Source organism: Blastococcus litoris (assembly GCF_003075095.1).
GTDB classification, from domain to species: Bacteria; Actinomycetota; Actinomycetes; order Mycobacteriales; family Geodermatophilaceae; genus Blastococcus_B; species Blastococcus_B litoris.
This window is the reverse complement of the sequence record NZ_QCZF01000002.1, coordinates 280,125-298,287: the sequence shown is the minus strand read 5'-3', so window position 1 is coordinate 298,287 and position 18,163 is coordinate 280,125. Positions and strand designations below refer to the sequence as shown.

Genomic DNA, 18,163 nt, shown 5'->3' with positions numbered 1-18,163 from the left:
AGGCAACAGCCATGGCACAGAACGAGAAGCTGGCCGAGCTCTCCGAGGCAGGGGTCGCCGTCTGGCTCGACGACCTCTCCCGCGACCGGATCCGCAGCGGCAACCTGCAGTCCCTGGTGGACGAGTACTCCGTCGTCGGCGTCACCACCAACCCGACGATCTTCGCCGCGGCGATCAGCGGGTCGGACTCCTACGACGACCAGCTGCACGCCCTCGCCGTCCGCAAGGTGAGCGTCGAGGAGGCCCTGCGCACCATCACGGCCGCCGACGTCCGCGACGCGTGCGACCTGCTCGCGCCGGTCGCGGAGGCCTCCCCCGGTGACGGCCGGGTGTCGCTCGAGGTCGCCCCCGGCCTCGCCCACGACACCGACGCGACCGCCGCCGAGGCCGGGCACCTGTGGTGGCTGGTCGACCGGCCGAACCTGTTCATCAAGATCCCCGCGACCGAGGCCGGTCTGCCGGCGATCACCGAGACGATCGCCAACGGCATCAGCGTCAACGTCACCTTGATCTTCAGCCTGGAGCGCTACCGCGCGGTCATGGACGCCTACCTCTCCGGCCTGGAGAAGCGGGTCGCGGACGGCGGGTCGCTGGAGGGCATCGCATCGGTCGCGTCGTTCTTCGTGTCCCGGGTGGACACCGAGATCGACAAGCGCCTCGACAAGGCCGGCGCCGACCCGTCGCTGAAGGGCAAGGCCGGCATCGCCAACGCGCAGCTGGCCTACCAGGCCTACGAGGAGGTCTTCTCCTCCGACCGGTGGCGGGCACTGGAGGCGCAGGGCGCGGTCGCGCAGCGGCCGCTGTGGGCCTCGACCGGGGTCAAGAACCCCGAGTACTCGGACACGATGTACATCAGCGAGCTCATCGCGCCCGGCACGGTCAACACCATGCCCGAGAAGACGATGATGGCCTACGCCGACCACGGCAGCCCCGGCACGCCGGTGCAGAAGGCCTACGAGGACGCCGCCGCCGTCATGCAGTCGGTGCACGACGCCGGCGTGGACCTCGACGACGTCTTCCGGGTCCTCGAGGAGGAGGGCGTGCAGAAGTTCGTCGACTCCTGGGACGAGCTGACCGAGTCGGTGCGCACCGAGCTCGAGGACAAGGCATGACCCTGCAGGTCAGCGTCTCCGGGCTGGACATCCCGGACTCCGTCCGGGGCCCGCTCAGCGAGGACGACGTCGCCGGCCGGCTGGTCGGCAAGGACGCCACGCTGTGGGGTCCCGACGCCGAGAGCGAGGCGTCGATCCGCCTCGGCTGGCTGGACCTGCCGGCCACCTCGCGCGAGCTGGTCGCCCGGCTGGCCGACCTGCGCGCCGAGCTGGCCGGCGAGGGGCTGGACCGGATCGTGCTCTGCGGCATGGGCGGCTCCTCGCTCGCGCCGGAGGTCATCTGCCGGACGGCGGGGGTGCCCCTCATCGTCCTCGACACCACCGACCCCGGCCAGGTGGCGGCGGCCATGTCCGACCTCGACCGCACCGTGGTCGTCGTCAGCTCGAAGTCGGGCGGCACCGTGGAGACCGACAGCCAGCGACGGGCGTTCATCGCCGCGTTCGCCGAGGCGGGCCTCGACGACAAGGAGATCGGCCGGCGCTTCGTCGTCGTCACCGACCCCGGGTCGCCCCTCTCCGAGACGGCCGCGGCCATGGGCGCGCGGGCGGTCTTCCTGGCCGACCCGAACGTCGGCGGCCGCTACTCCGCCCTCTCCGCCTTCGGGCTGGTTCCCTCGGCCCTCGCGGGTGCCGACGTAGGCGCCCTGCTCGACCAGGCCGAGGAGCTCGCCGGCACGCTCGCCGAGCCGGGCAACCCCGCCCTCGAGCTGGGCGTCGCCCTCGGCGCCGGCTTCCGCGCCGGGCGCGACAAGCTCGCCCTCGCGGACGCCGGCTCCGGGATCACCGGCTTCGGCGACTGGGCCGAGCAGCTCATCGCCGAGTCGACCGGCAAGGAGGGGCGCGGCATCCTGCCCGTCGTCCTCGAGTCGGTCGACGCACCCGGCGCCGCCGGCAGCGACGTCCTGCTCGCCGTCATCGGCTCCGGCGGCCCCGGCACCGGGCCCTCGGTGACCGTCGACGGGCCGCTCGGCGCGCAGTTCCTCGGCTGGGAGTACGCCACCGCGGTGGCCGGGCGGGTCCTGGGCATCAACCCCTTCGACCAGCCCAACGTCACCGAGAGCAAGGAGAACACCCAGCGGATCCTCGGCGAGGGCCTCCCCGACGAGCAGCCGGCGGCGACGATCGGCGCGATCGAGATCCGCGGCAGCGGCGGCGTGCTCGACGGGGTCGACCTGTCCTCGCACGACGGCGTGGTCCTGGCCGTCGACGCGCTGCTGGCCTCCGTCCCGCCGCGCGGCTACCTCGCGGTGATGGCCTACCTCGACCGGGAGGCCGACGCGAGCGCCGAGAACCTGCGCTCCGCCCTGGCCCGGCGGGGCGAGCACGCGGTCACCTTCGGCTGGGGACCCCGGTTCCTGCACTCCACCGGGCAGTACCACAAGGGCGGTCCGCAGGTCGGGGCGTTCCTGCAGGTGACCGGCGTGGTCGCCGAGGACCTGGCCGTGCCCGACCAGCCGTACAGCTTCGCGACGCTCCAGGCGGCCCAGGCCGGTGGCGACCGCAAGGCCCTCGCCGACCGCGACCGCCCGCTGCTGCACCTGCACCTGACCGACCGCGCCGCCGGGTTGGGCCAGCTCCTCTCGGCCCTCGCCTGACCGACCCCGTCGTCCGGTCCTCCCGCCGGGCCGGACGACGGGCCCCCTCCCAGACCTCGAGGACGGACGGACATGATCCCCAACCCGCTGCGCGACCCGCGGGACCGGCGGCTGCCCCGGGTACCCGAGCCGTGCGCCCTGGTCGTCTTCGGCATCACCGGCGACCTCGCCCGCAAGAAGCTGCTCCCCGCGGTGTACGACCTGGCCAACCGGGGGCTGCTCCCCACCAACTTCGCGCTGCTCGGGTTCGCCCGTCGTGACTGGGAGGACCAGGACTTCGCCGAGCTCTCGCGCGACTCCGCACGCGAGCACGCGCGGACCCCGTGGCGCGAGGAGGTCTGGGAGCGCCTGGCCGCGACCGTCCACTTCGTCCAGGGCTCGTTCGACGACGACGACGCCTTCGACCAGCTGGCCGCCACGCTGCGCGAGCTGGAGGGCTCGCACGGCATCGGGGGGAACGCCGCGTTCTACCTCTCCATCCCGCCGGCCATGTTCCCCACCGTGCTCAAGCAGATGGAGCGCACGGGCATGGCGCAGAGCACGCCGGACCGGTGGCGTCGCGTCGTCGTCGAGAAGCCCTTCGGCGAGGACCTTCCCTCGAGCCGCGAGCTCAACGAACTGGTGGACTCGGTGTTCAGCGCCGAGGACGTCTTCCGGATCGACCACTACCTGGGCAAGGAGACGGTCCAGAACCTGCTGGCCCTGCGCTTCGCCAACAGCCTGTTCGAGCCCATCTGGAACGCGCAGAACGTCGACTCGGTGCAGATCACCATGGCGGAGGACGTCGGCATCGGCGGCCGGGCGCAGTTCTACGAGAAGACCGGCGCCGCCCGGGACGTGCTGCAGAACCACCTCCTCCAGCTGCTCGCGCTGACCGCGATGGAGGAGCCGGTCGAGTTCTCCGCCGAGGAGATCCGCACCGAGAAGCTGAAGGTCCTGCGCGCCATCTCGCTGCCCGAGGACCTCGAGACCTTCGCCGTCCGCGGCCAGTACGAGCAGGGCTGGCTGGCCGGTCAGCGGGCGAACGGCTACCGGCAGGAGGAGGGCGTCGACCCGCGCTCGAAGACCGAGACCTTCGCGGCCGTACGGCTCGGCGTGGAGACCCGCCGCTGGGCCGGGGTGCCGTTCTACCTGCGCACCGGCAAGCGGCTCCCCCGCCGCGTCACCGAGATCGCGCTCGTGTTCAAGCGCGCCCCGCACCTGCCCTTCGCCGACACCGACACCGAGGAGCTCGGCAACAACCAGCTCGTGGTGCGGGTCCAGCCCGACGAGGGGGTCACCCTCAAGTTCGGGTCCAAGGTTCCCGGGAGCGTCATGGAGGTCCGCGACGTCTCGATGGACTTCCTCTACGGCGAGCAGTTCACCGAGGCCAGCCCCGAGGCCTACGAGCGGCTGCTGCTCGACGTGCTGCTCGGCGACGCGACGCTGTTCCCCCGCAACGCCGAGGTGGAGGCCTCGTGGGCGGTGATCGACCCGCTCGAGGAGTTCTGGGCCGGGTCGACGCCGCACCCCTACCGCGCCGGCGAGTGGGGCCCGCGCGCCGCCGAGGAGATGCTGGCCGCCGAGGGACGGCGGTGGCGGCGACCGTGACCGCGCCCCTCCCCGCACTCCGAACCGAGGAGACACCGTGACGACCCTCTGGGACACCACCGGCTCGGCCGTGGTCAAGGAACTGGCCGCCCAGCGGCGCACCGGCGGCGCGGTGCTCTCCGGGGTAGCGCTGACGCTGGTCGTGATCGCCGACGAGAGCCGGGTGAACGAGGCCGAGGAGGCCGCCACCCAGGCTGCCGAGGCCCACCCCTGCCGCATCCTGGTCGTGGTCCGCCGCCAGCTGGAGGCCCCGGCGCCGCGGCTCGACGCCGAGGTGCTCATCGGCGGGCGCCTCGGCCCCGGCGAGGCCGTGGTCATGCGGATGTACGGCCGCCTCGGGCTGCACGCCGAGTCCGTCGTCCTGCCGCTGCTGGCCGCCGACGCCCCGGTCGTGGCCTGGTGGCACGCGGCTCCCCCGGACAAGCTGGCCACCGATGCCCTCGCGGTCTTCGCCCACAGGCGGATCACCGACAGCTCGATCGCCGCGGACCCGCTGGCCGCGCTCCGGACCCGCGCGGTCGACTACGCGCCTGGTGACACCGACCTGGCGTGGACCCGCAGCACGGCCTGGCGGTCGATCCTGGCGTCCACGCTGGACTCCGTCTCCGGCCGGCGGGGCGAGCCCGTCGCGGTCCACGGAGCGCGCGTCGAGGGCGACTCGGCCAACCCGACCGCCCAGCTGCTGGCCGGCTGGCTCTCGTCCCGGTGCGGCTGCCCCGTCTCGGTGGAGGACGGCGGACGCAAGCCGAACTCCAGCGGGGTCGACTCCGTCACCCTCCAGCTCGACCAGGACGAGGAGGTGCGGATCCAGGCCGACCGCCGGGGTGGGGCGGTCATCTCTCAGCCCTTCCGCCCGGACGCGACGGTGGCGCTCCCGGACCGCGTGCTCGGCGACCTGCTCAGCGAGGAGCTGCGGCGGCTGGACCGCGACGAGCCCTACAGCGACGCGCTGCAGGCGGCGACCGGCATGACCGGGCTGTCGGGCCGCTCCCCCGACCGCGAGCACGTCTGGTTCGACCCCGCCGAGAACGGCGAGGGCAACGGCCGGCCGCGCAAGAAGGCCGCCGCGAAGCCGGCCGGCGACTCGTGACCGCCCCCCGGCCGGACGTCGTCGTCGAGGCCGACGCCGACGGCCTCGCGCGGGCCGTGGCCGAGGCCCTGGTGGCCCGGCTCGCCGCGGCGCAGATCCTGCACGGGCGGGCGTCGGTGGTGCTGACCGGCGGCGGCGTGGGCATCGCGGTGCTCGAGCACGTCGCCGGCCTCGCCGAGGAGCCGGTGCGCGAGACCGTCGACTGGGAGCACGTCGACTTCTGGTGGGGCGACGAGCGCTTCGTCCCCGCCGGCAGCGACGACCGCAACGAGAAGCAGGCCCGCGAGGCGCTGCTCGCGCGCGTCGGCGTCCCCGAGCACCGGATCCACGCGATGCCGGCGTCCGACGGCGAGTTCGCCGATCCCGAGGAGGCGGCCGACTGGTACGCCGCGGAGCTGGCCGGCGCGGCCGACGAGGGGCAGGCGCTCCCGCACATCGACGTCCTGCTGCTCGGCATGGGGCCCGAGGGGCACGTCGCCTCGATCTTCCCCGACTCCCCTGCCGTCCGGGACGAGCGCCCGGTCGTCGCTGTGCGCGACTGCCCGAAGCCGCCGCCCACCCGGGTGAGCCTGGGGTTCACGGCCATCAACGCGGCCGACGAGGTGTGGCTGCTCGTCGCCGGGGAGGGCAAGGCGGCGGCGGTGGCCGGCGCGCTGGCCGACGGCGCCGACCCGGTGCAGCTGCCCGCAGCGGGTGTCCACGGCGTGCGGGCCACGAGGTGGTTGCTCGACCGCGCCGCCGCGGGCAAGCTGCCGGCACCCCCCGGCTAGCCGCGCCCGGCGGCCGGCGTCTGCGAGGACGGATGGCCGCATGACCGACAGCGCCCGTGACCCCCTGCTCGATGTCCACCCGGGCGACCGCTGGCTGGTCGCGGTCGCGCACCCCGACGACGAGTCGTTCGGCTGCGGCTCGACGATCGCCTACGCGGCCACCCGCGGGGCCGACGTCACCGTCGTGTGCGCCACCCGGGGTGAGGCCGGCGAGACCGTGCCCGGCACCGCGGACGGCGACCTCGGCACGGTGCGGGAGGCCGAGCTCCGGCGGGCCGCCGCTCGGCTGGGCGTCGCCCGGGTCGACCTCCTCGGCTACCGCGACTCCGGGTTCGACGGCGACCTGCCCGGCGGCTCGCTCTGCGCGGCGCCGGTGGAGGAGGTGGCCGCCGTGCTGGGCTCGCTGATCCGGGAGCAGGCGCCGCAGGTGCTGCTCACCCTGGACGGCAGCGACGGGCACCGCGACCACCTGCACGTCGGCGCCGCCGTCCGCGAGGCGGTCGCCGCGCTGGAGGGCCCCGCTCCCCTGCTCGTCGAGCAGTGCCTGCCCAACAGCCTGCTCCGACGGTGGCTGGACGAGATGCGGGCGGTGCGACCCGACACCGCGTACCACGCGCTCGACCCGGCCGGCCTCGGCCGGGACGACGCCGACATCACCGACGTCGTCGGCACCAGCGACGTGCTCGACCGCCGCGAGGCGGCGATCGCCGAGCACCGCTCCCAGGTGTCGCCGTTCGAGGGGCTCAGCGAGGGGCTGCGCCGGGCGTTCCTGACCGTCGACCACCTCGCCCGCGTGCGACTTCCCGACCGCAGCCGGCAGCGACCGGCGGCGCGCTCGGTATCCGCGCGGCGGGGGCGGTTCCTCTTCCCTACCGAGGCGGCAAGCTGCCGCCGAGTGGACCCCGCGAGCAGGAGCACCCCATGACCGACGGCACAGTTCTCACCCGCCCGACGACCGGAGTGGTCCCCGCGCCGCGCACGCCGGGAGCTGCGCGCCCGCTGCCCTGGCTGGAGCCGGGGCAGTTCCCGCGCGGCACGCGGCCGCGGTCGCAGTACTGGGACGTCGAGACCGCCGGGTGGGTCACCCGTCCGCCCGTCCCCGGCCCGCGCCGGGGCGACTGACCGGGCGGATCAGGCCCGGCGCTGGTGCAGCCGGGTCAGGGCCTCCTCGAGCAGCGCGTCCCCGTCGGCGTCGCTGCGCCGCTCGCGGACGTAGGCCAGGTGCGTCTTGTACGGCTCGGTGCGCGGTGCCGGCGGTGGGTTCTGCTGGTCCTGGCCGGCGGGCAGGCCGCAACGAGGGCAGTCCCAGAACTCGGGCACGTCGGCATCGGACGCGAAGGCCACCCGCGTCTCGTGCCGGTTCGCGCACCAGAACGGGATCCGGTTGCGCGGCGCGGCCTCACCGCGCTCGGCCTCCCCCATCGGACCTGCGCCGACCCGGGTCCCCCGGATCGCGTTGCCACCAGCCACGAGCGCCCCCTGTGTCTTCGGGATCGTGCGGCAGATCACGGCCGCGCGGGCAGTCTAGGGCCTGGAGGCGCGATCTCCGGTCACGTTTTCGCTCCGGATCGGTGCCGATCCGTCCCGAGGAGCGCTAGCCGACCTTGAGGAGGATGCCCAGGCCCACGATGCAGACGGCCCAGATCAGCGCGCAGAAGACGGTGAGCCGGTTGAGGTTCTTCTCGACCACGGACGAGCCGCTGAGGGACGAGGACACCGCGCCGCCGAACATGGAGGACAGACCGCCGCCCTTGCCGCGGTGCAGCAGGATCAGCACCACGAGGATCGCGCTGGTGAGGACCAGCAGCACGTTGAGGACCAGCTCCATGACGACTTCTCCAGGTTGGGCGGCCGGCAGGACGGCACCGGGCTCTGACTTCCGAGCCTACTTGACGCCCGCGGTCGCGAGGTCGTAGCCGCTGTAGGGCTGCATCACGACGCCGTTGTGCAACCGCTGCCCCGCCAGCAGCTGGACCCGGGTCTCGGCGAGCGGCACGTACACGGACGCGGCGTCCACCGCGGCGGCCACCTCCCGCCACGCCGCGGGGTCGCCCGCCACCCGGGCGGCGTCCACCAGCGCGTCGATCTCGGGGACGGCCAGACGCGCGTAGTTCGTGTTGCCCACCGCGCGGATGCTGCGGCTGTCGACCAGCGGCGCCAGGAACGACGCCGGCGTCGGGAAGTCCGCCGTCCACGTCGCCAGGACGAGCCCGAAACCGTTCGCGGCCACGTTGTCCGGGGATCCGACGTCGGTGGCGTAGAAGCTCGTCGCGCCGAGCGGCTGCACGGTCACGTCGATGCCGACCTCGCCGAGCTGCCCGGCGATGAGGTCGGCGACGTCGACGCTGGTCGGTGTGTCGGCGACGGCGAGGACGGTGCTGAAGCCGTCGGGCTGCCCGCAGGCCTCCAGCGCGGCGCGGGCGGCGCCGAGGTCGGGGCGCGTGTCGGGGTCCTCCGGGCCGCCGTCGAGGGCGCGCGGCCAGAGGACCGACCGGCGGACGGCGTTGACCGGCCCGCCGAGCTGGTCCTGGATCGCCGCGCGGTCCACGGTCGCGGCCACGGCGGCGCGGCAGTCCGGGTTGTTCATCGGCGCGACGTCCGTGGGCATGGCGAGCAGCCGCATGGCCCCGGTGGTCGTGTCGTCCACCCGGTCCAGGACGGGGCTGCCGTCGTCCGAGGAGAACCGCGAGGTCGTCGCGACGCCGGTGCCGGTGATGTCGATGTCGGCCGAGCCGGCCAGCAGGGCCTGGTCGCGCTCGACGCCGTTCAGGCCGGTGCGCACGACGACGCGGTCGGGCAGCGCGGTGCGGACGTCGTCGGAGTCGGGGTTCCACTGCGGGTTCCGCTCGAGCAGGATGCCGGTCGCCGGGTCGACCGACGTGATCGCGTAGGGCCCCGACGACACCGGGTCGGCGCCGTAGCCGGCGCCGGTGTCGGCCTCGATGGGCACCGGGCTGCTCGAGGGGAGCGCCATCACGAACGGGAGGTCGGGCTGCGGGGCGCGCAGGCGGAAGACGATCGTGAGGTCGTCGGGGGTCTCGATCGTCGGCAGGCCGAGCTTGTCGGCGGCCTCGTCCTGGTAGGGGCCGGCGTACTCGTTGCCCGGCACGTCGAGCAGGTCCACGACGTAGGTCGGACCGCCGACGATCACGTCGGAGGCGAAGGACCGCTCGATGCCGTACTTGACGTCACGGCTGGTGATCGGACGCCCGGTCTCGAACATCGCGCCCTCGCGCAGCGTGAACGTCCAGCTCAGCCCGTCCTCGGACGGCGTCCCCAGGTCGGTGGCGAGGTCCGGCACGAGCTCGTCCGTGCGGCCGGGCTCGGTGGAGTAGGTGACCAGGGTGCGGGTGTAGAGCCGCATCAGGTTCCAGACCCCGGGCAGGTAGGAGCGCTGCGGGTCGAGGCTGTCGATCTCGGCCGACACCACGCGCAGCGTCTCGCCGGTCGCCGTCGACGGCGCGCGGACGCCGGTCACGCCGGCGTCCGGCTGGCCCTCGACGACCGGGACGTCGGCTCGGCCGCCGGAGCCGCCGCCGCAGCTGACGGCGATGACGACGATCAGCAGGACGACGGCGGCCGACGCGAGGATGCGGCGCGGCGACCGGTTCCGGGCCCACGCCGGCAGCCGGCCGGTCAGCCGCTCCAGGGTGTTCTCCACTGCCTGCTGCCCGCCCCCAGTTCCATGCGGCCGGCGGCGACAGCGGGGCTCAGCTGCCGTCGGCGGCGATCCGACAGATCTGCGCGAACTCGTCGGCGTCCAGGCTTGCGCCGCCGACCAGTGCACCGTCGATGTCCGGCCCGGCCAGGATCCCGGCCGTGCTCGCGGCCTTCACCGACCCGCCGTAGAGGATACGGACGGACTCGGCGGTCTCGGGTCCGAACCGCTCGGCGAGCCGCGCCCGGAGTGCCCCGCAGACCTCCTGCGCGTCCTCCGGGGTGGCCACCTCACCCGTGCCGATCGCCCACACGGGCTCGTAGGCGATGACGATGCCGGCGACCTGCTCGGCGGTGAGCCCGTCGAGCGAGGCGTCGAGCTGGGTCGTGCAGTAGCCGACGTGCTCCTCGGCCTTGCGGACGTCGAGCCCCTCCCCCACGCACACGATCGGCACGACGCCGTGCCGAAGGGCCGCCTGCGCCTTGGCCGCGACGACGGCGTCGCCCTCGGCGTGCATCGCGCGGCGCTCGGAGTGCCCGACCGTCACGTACTGGCAGGCCAGGGCGGCGAGCATGCCGCCGCTGACCTCGCCGGTGTAGGCCCCGGAGTCGTGGACGGAGACGTCCTGCGCCCCGAACCCGACCGACAGCTTGTCGCCGGTCACCAGTGTCTGCACGCTGCGCAGCGCGGTGAACGGCGGCAGGACGACCACCTCGGCGGTGTCGAGGACCGGCCCCGCGACGGTGAACGCGAGCTTCTGCACGAGACCGATGGCCTCGAGGTGGGTCATGTTCATCTTCCAGTTGCCGGCGATCAGCGTCCGCCGGTCACCGCCCTGGAAGGCCCCGCGCCGCGGTGCGGACTCCTTGCGTGCCATCTCGGCCCCGTTCAGTCGGCGAGGACCGCGAGGCCCGGGAGGTCCCGGCCCTCGAGGTACTCGAGGGAGGCACCGCCGCCGGTGCTGATGTGCCCGTAGGCGCTCTCGTCGAGCCCGAGCTGCCGCACCGCCGCCGCCGAGTCGCCGCCGCCGACGACGGACAGCCCTTCGACGTGCGACACCGCCCCGGCCACCCCGCGGGTGCCCGCCTGGAACGGGGCCAGCTCGAACACGCCCATCGGGCCGTTCCAGAAGACCGTCAGCGCGCCGCCGAGCTCGCGCCCGAACAGCTCCACCGTGCGGGGGCCGACGTCGAGGCCCATCTGGTCGTCCGGGATGGCGTCGACGCCGACCGTGGTGGTCGGGGCGTCGGCGCTGAACTCCGGCGCGCACACCACGTCGACCGGCAGCACGATCCGGTCGCCCGCCTCGTCGAGCAGCCGCCGGCAGGTGTCGACCTGGTCGGCCTCCAGCAGCGACTTCCCGACGCCGTGGCCCTGGGCCGCGAGGAAGGTGAAGCACATCCCGCCGCCCACGAGCAGCCGGTCGACCTTGGGCAGCAGCGCCTCGATGACCGCCAGCTTGTCGCTGACCTTCGACCCGCCGAGGACGACGACGTAGGGCCGCTCGGGGTCGCTGGTGAGGCGGCGCAGCACGTCGAGCTCCTGCGCCACCAGCCGGCCGGCGTAGTGCGGCAGCCGCAGGGCGACGTCGTAGACCGACGCGTGCTTGCGGTGCACCGCGCCGAACGCGTCGTCCACGTAGACGTCGGCCAGGGCGGCGAACCGGTCGGCCAGCTCCCCCCGCTCGGCGTCGTCCTTCGAGGTCTCGGCGGCCTCGAAGCGCACGTTCTCCAGCAGCAGGACCTCGCCGTCGCCGAGCGCCCCGGCCTTGGCCCGGGCGTCGTCCCCCGCGACGTCGGTCGCCAGCGGCACGGCCGTCCCCAGCAGCTCGCCCAGGCGCGCGGCGACCGGCGCGAGGGAGAACTGCGGGTCCGGGGCACCCTTCGGGCGGCCGAGGTGCGCGGAGACGATCACGCGCGCGCCGGCCTCGCGCAGCGCCTGCAGGGTGGGCAGGCTGGCGCGGATGCGGCCGTCGTCGGTGATCTGGCGGGTGGTCTTGTCGAGCGGGACGTTCAGGTCGGCGCGCAGGAGCACGCGCCGACCCGAGACCCCCTCGGTGATGAGGTCGTCGACTGAACGCATCAGAGCTTCGAGCCCACCAGCGTGGTCAGGTCGACGAGGCGGTTGGAGTAGCCCCACTCGTTGTCGTACCAGCCCAGCACCTTGGCCATCGGGCCGAAGACCTTGGTCAGCTTCGCGTCGTAGATGCAGGACGACGGGTCGGTGACGATGTCGGAGGAGACGATCGGCGCGTCGGTGTAGGTGAGGTACTTGCCCAGCGGGCCGGCGGCGGCCTCGCGGTAGGCGGCGTCGATCTCGTCGGCCGAGGCCTCGCGGGTCAGCTGGACGGTGAGGTCGGTGGCCGAGCCGGTGGGGACGGGAACGCGGATCGCGTAGCCGTCGAGCTTGCCCTTGAGCTCGGGCAGCACCAGGCCGATCGCCTTCGCGGCGCCCGTCGAGGTCGGCACCATGTTGAGGGCGGCGGCGCGGGCGCGGCGCAGGTCCTTGTGCGGGCCGTCCTGCAGGTTCTGGTCGGCGGTGTAGGCGTGGATCGTCGTCATCAGGCCGCGCTCGATGCCGAACGCGTCGTTGAGGACCTTCGCCAGCGGCGCGAGGCAGTTCGTGGTGCAGGACGCGTTGCTGATGATCGTCTGCGAACCGTCGTAGAGGTCGTCGTTCACGCCCATGACGATCGTGATGTCGTCGTCGGTGGCGGGCGCGGAGATGATGACCTTCTTGGCGCCGCCGGCGTCGACGTGCTTGCGGGCGTCCGCGGCCTTGGTGAAGAAGCCGGTGGACTCGACGACGACGTCGACGCCGAGGTCGGCCCAGGGCAGGTTGGCGGGGTCGCGCTCGGACAGCACCTTCATGGTGCTGCCGCCGATCTTGATGCCCTCGCTGTCCGCGGCGACGTCCTCCTTGAGGACGCCCAGGATGCTGTCGTACTTGAGCAGGTGGGCCAGGGCCTCGTTGCTGGTGAGGTCGTTGACCGCCACGATCTCGATGTCCTGGCCGCTGGCCGCCGCGGCCCGCCAGAAGTTGCGGCCGATCCGGCCGAACCCGTTGATGCCCACCCGGACCGTCACTGCAGCCTCCACGTCGCTCATGGGCCGCGCGTCGGGGATGCGGCCTCGCTCACGGAAACCCTATCGGTCCGGCGCGTCCGAGGCTCCTGCCGCCCGTGATGATCAGCTCTCCTGATCATCACGGGTCCTGGCTCACGGTGGACGGTGAGCCAGGACCCGGAACGGTGAGCCAGGACGGACGGCGCTACTGGGCGAGCATGTCGTCGGTGACGACGGACTCCGTGTCGGGGATGCCGAGGTCCTTCGCGCGCTTGTCCGCCATGGCGAGCAGACGCCGTATGCGACCGGCGACGGCGTCCTTGGTCATCGGCGGGTCGGCGCGCTGCCCGAGCTCCTCCAGCGACGCCTGGCCGTACTCCAGACGCAAGCGGCCGGCGACCAGCAGGTGCTCGGGCGCGTCGTTGGCCAGGATCTCCAGGGCGCGCTCCACGCGGGCGCTGGCCGCGACGGCGGCGCGAGCCGACCGACGCAGGTTGGCGTCGTCGAAGTTGGCCAGCCGGTTGGCGGTGGCCCGGACCTCGCGGCGCATGCGCCGCTCCTCCCAGGCGAGGACGGCGTCGTGCGCACCCATGCGGGTCAGCAGCGCGCTGATGGCGTCGCCGTCCCGGATGACGACCCGGTCGGCGCCGCGGACCTCGCGCGCCTTGGCCGGGATCCCGAGCCGGCGGGCGGCGCCCACGAGCGCCATCGCGGCCTCCGGCCCGGGGCAGGTCACCTCGAGCGAGGAGGAGCGGCCCGGCTCGGTGAGGGAGCCGTGCGCGAGGAACGCGCCGCGCCAGGCGGCCTCGGCGTCGTTGATGCCGCCGGACACGACCGCGGGCGGCAGCCCGCGGACCGGCCGGCCGCGCTGGTCGACGAGCCCGGTCTGCCGGGCCAGGCCCTCGCCGTGCTTGGCGATCCGGACCAGGTAGCGCACCCCGCGGCGGATGTTGCCGCCGGCGAGCACGCTCACGCCGCTCGTGTAGCCGTACACCTCGCTGATGTCGCGGCGCAGCCGTCTGGCCACCGAGCCCGTGTCGAGCTCGGCCTCGATGACCACGCGCCCGCCCACGATGTGCAGCCCGCCCGAGAAGCGCAGCAGCGCCGTGACCTCGGCCTTGCGCTCGGACGTCTTCGTGCACTCGACCCGCGAGAGCTCGTCCTTGACCATTGCGGTCATCGCCATGTGCGGCGTCCCCTTCCCCCTTGTACCGACCGCTCAGGATCGAAAGCTGTCGAACGCCAGTTCCGATACCCGATCGGACACCCGTACTCCCTCACCGGGCACCGACCACGGAGGCCAGCGCGGCGGACAGTCGCACGGGATCGTGCCGCGGCGCGCCGTCGAGCTCGGCGACCGGAGCCAGGACGAGCTCGGCACCGCACTCGCGCACCGCAGACAGGAGACCACGGCGGTCAACCACCGAGTCAGCATCGGCGATCACCGTGTGCAACGCCACTCCGCCCAGGTGTGCCCGCAGGACGCTCAGATGCTCCTCCGGGGAAAAGCCGTCGGTCTCGCCCGGCTGCGGGACGAGGTTGAGCACCACGACCACCCGGGCCTCCGACGCGGTCAGCGCAGCGCGCAGCCGGGGCACGAGCAGGTGCGGCAGGACAGAGGTGTACCAGGAACCGGGACCGAGGGAGACCACGTCCGCCGCGGCGATCGCCGACAGCACGTCCGGGTGCACCGGCGGGTCGGGCGGGGACAGCAGGATGTCGCGGACGTGCCCCGGGGTGGCGGCGATCGCCACCTGACCGCGGATGGTGCGGCTGCGTTCAGGGTCGTCGGGGTCGGTGCTCTCCACGCGGGCCACGAGGTCCAGCGGCACGTCGGCCATCGGCAGCACCCGCCCGCAGCAGCCGAGCAGCTGCCCGAGCTGGTCGAGGGCACGGGTGAGGTCGCCGCCGTGCATCTCGGTGAGCCCGGTGAGCATGAGGTTCCCGACCGGGTGCCCGGCGAGGACGCCCGTGCCGCCGAGGCGGTGCTGCAGCAGGTCGGCCAGCTCGCGCCCCTGCTCGGTGTCCCCGGCGAGGGCGGCCAGCGCCATCCGGAGGTCGCCGGGCGGCAGCATGGGCATCTCGCGCCGGATCCGGCCGGACGATCCGCCGTCGTCGGCGACGGTGACGACGGCGGTCAGCTCCGGCGTGATCCGCCGCCAGGCGGCGAGAGCGGCCGCCAGCCCGTGCCCGCCGCCGAAGGCGACGACGCGGGGTCCGGCGCCCACTACTCGCGGCCCAGGTCGCGGTGCCGGGCCGCGGCGGTGAGGCCCTCCGCGGTGAGCCGCCGAGCGAACTCCTCGGCGATGGCGACGCTGCGGTGCTTGCCCCCGGTGCAGCCGACGGCGAGCGTGAGGTACCGCTTGCCCTCCCGCCGGTAGCCGGGGATGAGCAGGCGGAGGACGTCGGTGTACCTGTCGAGGAACTCGCCGGCGTCGGGCTGGCCCAGCACGTAGGCGCTCACGTCGGCGTCCTGCCCGGTCTTCGGCCGCAGCTCGGGGATCCAGTGCGGGTTCGGGAGGAAGCGCGCGTCCACGACCAGGTCGGCGTCGAGCGGCAGGCCGTACTTGAAGCCGAAGCTCATGACCGTCGCGGTCAGCGGCTGCGTGCGGCCCTCGCGGGCGAAGGCGTTCTCCAGGGTCGCGCGCAGCTGGTGCACGTTCAGGTCGCTGGTGTCGACCCACAGGTCGGCGTCACCGGCGATCCCGGTCAGCAGCGCCCGCTCCGCCGAGATGCCGTCGATGAGGGTGCCGTTGCCCTGCAGCGGGTGCTCGCGGCGCACCGACTCGTAGCGGCGCACGAGCACCTCGTCGCGGGCGTGCACGTAGATGACGCGCGGCCGGTTGCCCGCGTCGGACAGGACCCGGATGGACTCCTGCAGGTCGCTGGAGAAGGCGCGGCTGCGCACGTCGACGACGGCGGCGAAGCGGCGGATGTCGCCGCGTGCGCCCAGCTCGACCATCGGCTGCAGCAGCGCCGGCGGCAGGTTGTCGACGACGAACCAGCCGAGGTCCTCGAGGACCCGGCCGGCGCTGAGCTTCCCCGCCCCGGAGAGGCCCGTGACGACGACGACCTCGAGCGGCTGCACCTCGGTGCTCGCCGGGTCGAGCCCGGGCGGGACGTCGGTCTGCGGTCCGGCCGGATTCGGCCCCCGGCCGTCGAGCCCGTCGCTCACGAGGCCACCCGGCCGACCTCGGCGGTCTCCCCCGCGCCCGGCCGGGGCGTGCCGCGTTCGGCGGGCCCCTGCGGTGCGGTGGTCGACTCGGTGGCCCCGTCGTCCGGCTGCCCCTCCTCCACCGCCGGCAGCGCGATCGCCGCCTGCACAGCCTCCGCCGTGCGCCGGCCGATGCCCGGCACCGCGGTGAGCTCGTCGACGGTGGCGGCGCGCAGCCGTTTGAGGGACCCGAACTGCTTCATCAGCGCCTTCCGCCGCGTCTCCCCGAGGCCGGGGACGTCGTCCAACATCGACACCAGCATGCTGGTGGACCGCTTCTGCCGGTGGTACGTGATCGCGAACCGGTGGGCCTCGTCGCGGACCCGCTGCAGCAGGTACAGCGCCTCGGAGGTGCGCGGCAGGATCACGGGGTCGCTGTCGCCGGGCAGCCACACCTCCTCCATGCGCTTGGCCAGCCCGCACACCGCGACGTCGACGATGCCGAGTTCCGTCAGTGACCTGCTGGCGGCGGCCACCTGGGGCGCGCCGCCGTCGACCACGAGGAGGTTCGGCGGGTAGGCGAACCGGCGCGGGCGGCCCTCCTCGGCCGCCACGCCCTGCTCGTCGCGGCGGTCGGCCTCCTCCTTGAGGTGCCGGGCGAAGCGGCGGCGGACGACCTCGGCCATCGCCGCGGTGTCGTCGGTCCCCTGGGCCACCGAGAACCGGCGGTAGTCGGACTTCTTCGCCAGCCCGTCCTCGAACACGACCATGCTGGCCACCACGTTGGTGCCCTGGACGTGCGAGATGTCGATGCACTCGATGCGCAGCGGCGCGTCCGGGAGCTCCAGCGCCTCCTGCAGCTCCGACAGCGCCAGCGAGCGGGCGGTCAGGTCGCTGGCCCGCTTCACCCGGTGGCGGGCGAACGCCTCCTTGGCGTTGCGCTCCACCGTCTCCAGCAGGCTCCGCTTGTCACCGCGCTGGGGCACCCGCAGGGACACCCGGCCACCACGGAGCTCCTCGAGCAGCTCGGTGTAGACGTCGGCGTCCTCCGGCAGCTCGGGGACGAGCACCTCCCGGGGCACGGCCTCCCCCGCCTCGCCGACGCCGGTCTGCTCGTCCACGCCGCCGTACACCTGCAGCAGGAACTGCTCGACGAGCTCCCCGGTGGTGACCGCCTCGACCTTGTCGACGATCCAGCCGCGCTGGCCGCGGACCCGCCCACCGCGCACGTGGAAGACCTGGACGGCGGCCTCCAGCTCGTCCTGGGCGAAGGCGACGACGTCGGCGTCGGTGCCGTCACCGAGCACGACGGCCTGCTTCTCGAGGGCCCGGCGCAGGGCGCCGAGGTCGTCGCGCAGCCGGGCGGCCTTCTCGTACTCCATCGACTCGGCGGCGGCAGCCATCTCGCGCTCGAGCCGCTTGATCATCGACTCGGTCTTCCCGGCCATGAAGTCGCAGAAGTCGTCGACGATCGCCCGGTGCTCGTCGGCGCTGACCCGGCCGACGCAGGGCGCCGCGCACTTGCCGATGTAGCCCAGCAGGCAGGGGCGCCCGATCTGGCCCGCCCGCTTGAAGACCCCGTTCGAGCAGGTGCGCGCGGGGAAGACGCGGGTGAGGGTGTCCAGCGTCTCGCGGATGGCCCAGGCGTGCGCGTAGGGGCCGAAGTAGCGCACGCCCTTCTTCTTGGGGCCACGCATGACCTGCAGCCGCGGGTACTCCTCGTTCAGCGTCACGGCCAGCGACGGGTAGCTCTTGTCGTCGCGGTAGCGGACGTTGAACCGGGGGTCGAACTCCTTGATCCAGTTGTACTCGAGCTGGAGGGCCTCGACCTCGGTGCCGACGACCGTCCACTCGACGCTGCCCGCCGTCGTGACCATCTGGCGGGTGCGGGGGTGCAGGCCGGCCACGTCGGCGAAGTAGCTGTTCAGCCGCTGGCGCAGGCTCTTGGCCTTGCCGACGTAGATGACCCGGCCGTTCGGGTCGCGGAACTTGTAGACCCCCGGGGACTCCGGGATGCTGCCGACCGCCGGGCGGTACGTGGACGGATCGGGCATGCCCCCACATTAGGTCGCGGGACCGACAGGCCGCCGGGCCCGGTACCCGTCCGCCCCTGGCGTCACATCGGACGG

Annotated in this window: 17 protein-coding genes; 7 read left to right on the top strand and 10 right to left on the bottom strand. The window is 73.7% G+C overall.

What is annotated here, in order from left to right; all coding sequences use genetic code 11:
• Positions 1-11 precede the first annotated feature (11 nt).
• The 7 genes from tal (at position 12) to DCS98_RS22875 (ending at position 7,279) form a co-directional block, all read left to right on the top strand.
• On the top strand, positions 12-1,112 hold the full coding sequence (gene tal, locus DCS98_RS05910; protein ID WP_116450429.1) for a transaldolase: 1,101 nt from the start codon (positions 12-14) through the stop codon (positions 1,110-1,112).
• On the top strand, positions 1,109-2,707 hold the full coding sequence (locus DCS98_RS05905) for a glucose-6-phosphate isomerase (RefSeq protein ID WP_116450428.1): 1,599 nt from the start codon (positions 1,109-1,111) through the stop codon (positions 2,705-2,707). The genes tal and DCS98_RS05905 overlap by 4 nt, the downstream gene beginning before the upstream one ends.
• 72 nt (positions 2,708-2,779) lie before the next feature.
• Positions 2,780-4,297 carry a glucose-6-phosphate dehydrogenase gene (gene zwf / locus DCS98_RS05900; RefSeq protein WP_116450427.1) on the top strand — a complete coding sequence of 506 codons (1,518 nt, stop codon included), beginning with the start codon at positions 2,780-2,782 and terminating at the stop codon, positions 4,295-4,297.
• A 37-nt stretch (positions 4,298-4,334) separates the two neighbouring features.
• Positions 4,335-5,387, top strand: a complete 1,053-nt coding sequence (locus DCS98_RS05895) for a glucose-6-phosphate dehydrogenase assembly protein OpcA (RefSeq protein WP_116450426.1) — start codon at positions 4,335-4,337, stop codon at positions 5,385-5,387.
• Positions 5,384-6,157, top strand: coding sequence for a 6-phosphogluconolactonase (gene pgl / locus DCS98_RS05890; RefSeq protein WP_116450425.1), 774 nt, complete (start codon positions 5,384-5,386; stop codon positions 6,155-6,157). Before DCS98_RS05895 ends, pgl begins: the two co-directional genes overlap by 4 nt.
• Positions 6,158-6,197: 40 nt before the next feature.
• A complete protein-coding gene (locus DCS98_RS05885; protein ID WP_116450424.1) occupies positions 6,198-7,082 on the top strand; it encodes a PIG-L deacetylase family protein in 885 nt (294 codons plus the stop codon).
• Entirely contained in the window at positions 7,079-7,279 is a 201-nt protein-coding gene (locus DCS98_RS22875; RefSeq protein ID WP_164704411.1) for a hypothetical protein, read from the top strand. The genes DCS98_RS05885 and DCS98_RS22875 overlap by 4 nt, the downstream gene beginning before the upstream one ends.
• 9 nt (positions 7,280-7,288) lie before the next feature.
• On the opposite strand, the gene DCS98_RS05880 is transcribed toward DCS98_RS22875, so the two are convergent.
• The 10 genes from DCS98_RS05880 to uvrC all read right to left on the bottom strand — a co-directional run bounded on the left by DCS98_RS05880 (position 7,289) and on the right by uvrC (position 18,088).
• Positions 7,289-7,627 (bottom strand): RNA polymerase-binding protein RbpA, encoded by a 339-nt coding sequence (locus tag DCS98_RS05880; RefSeq protein ID WP_116450423.1) that lies wholly within the window; start codon positions 7,625-7,627, stop codon positions 7,289-7,291.
• A 124-nt stretch (positions 7,628-7,751) separates the two neighbouring features.
• A complete protein-coding gene (gene secG / locus DCS98_RS05875) occupies positions 7,752-7,985 on the bottom strand; it encodes a preprotein translocase subunit SecG (RefSeq protein WP_116450422.1) in 234 nt (77 codons plus the stop codon).
• A gap of 57 nt (positions 7,986-8,042) precedes the next feature.
• A complete protein-coding gene (locus DCS98_RS05870) occupies positions 8,043-9,818 on the bottom strand; it encodes an ABC transporter substrate-binding protein (protein WP_116450421.1) in 1,776 nt (591 codons plus the stop codon).
• 49 nt (positions 9,819-9,867) lie between these two features.
• Complete coding sequence (gene tpiA, locus DCS98_RS05865) at positions 9,868-10,692, bottom strand: triose-phosphate isomerase (RefSeq protein WP_116450420.1); 825 nt, start codon at positions 10,690-10,692, stop codon at positions 9,868-9,870.
• A gap of 11 nt (positions 10,693-10,703) precedes the next feature.
• Positions 10,704-11,897, bottom strand: coding sequence for a phosphoglycerate kinase (locus DCS98_RS05860; RefSeq protein ID WP_116450419.1), 1,194 nt, complete (start codon positions 11,895-11,897; stop codon positions 10,704-10,706).
• A complete protein-coding gene (gene gap, locus DCS98_RS05855; RefSeq protein WP_476727140.1) occupies positions 11,897-12,922 on the bottom strand; it encodes a type I glyceraldehyde-3-phosphate dehydrogenase in 1,026 nt (341 codons plus the stop codon). Before gap ends, DCS98_RS05860 begins: the two co-directional genes overlap by 1 nt.
• Before the next feature lie 163 nt (positions 12,923-13,085).
• Positions 13,086-14,066 carry a DNA-binding protein WhiA gene (gene whiA, locus DCS98_RS05850; protein ID WP_116450417.1) on the bottom strand — a complete coding sequence of 327 codons (981 nt, stop codon included), beginning with the start codon at positions 14,064-14,066 and terminating at the stop codon, positions 13,086-13,088.
• A gap of 91 nt (positions 14,067-14,157) precedes the next feature.
• Positions 14,158-15,108, bottom strand: coding sequence for a gluconeogenesis factor YvcK family protein (locus DCS98_RS05845; protein WP_206340117.1), 951 nt, complete (start codon positions 15,106-15,108; stop codon positions 14,158-14,160).
• Positions 15,108-16,055, bottom strand: a complete 948-nt coding sequence (gene rapZ / locus DCS98_RS05840; RefSeq protein ID WP_116450416.1) for an RNase adapter RapZ — start codon at positions 16,053-16,055, stop codon at positions 15,108-15,110. Before rapZ ends, DCS98_RS05845 begins: the two co-directional genes overlap by 1 nt.
• Entirely contained in the window at positions 16,052-18,088 is a 2,037-nt protein-coding gene (gene uvrC, locus DCS98_RS05835) for an excinuclease ABC subunit UvrC (RefSeq protein WP_116450415.1), read from the bottom strand. The genes rapZ and uvrC overlap by 4 nt, the downstream gene beginning before the upstream one ends.
• Positions 18,089-18,163: the final 75 nt, after the last annotated feature.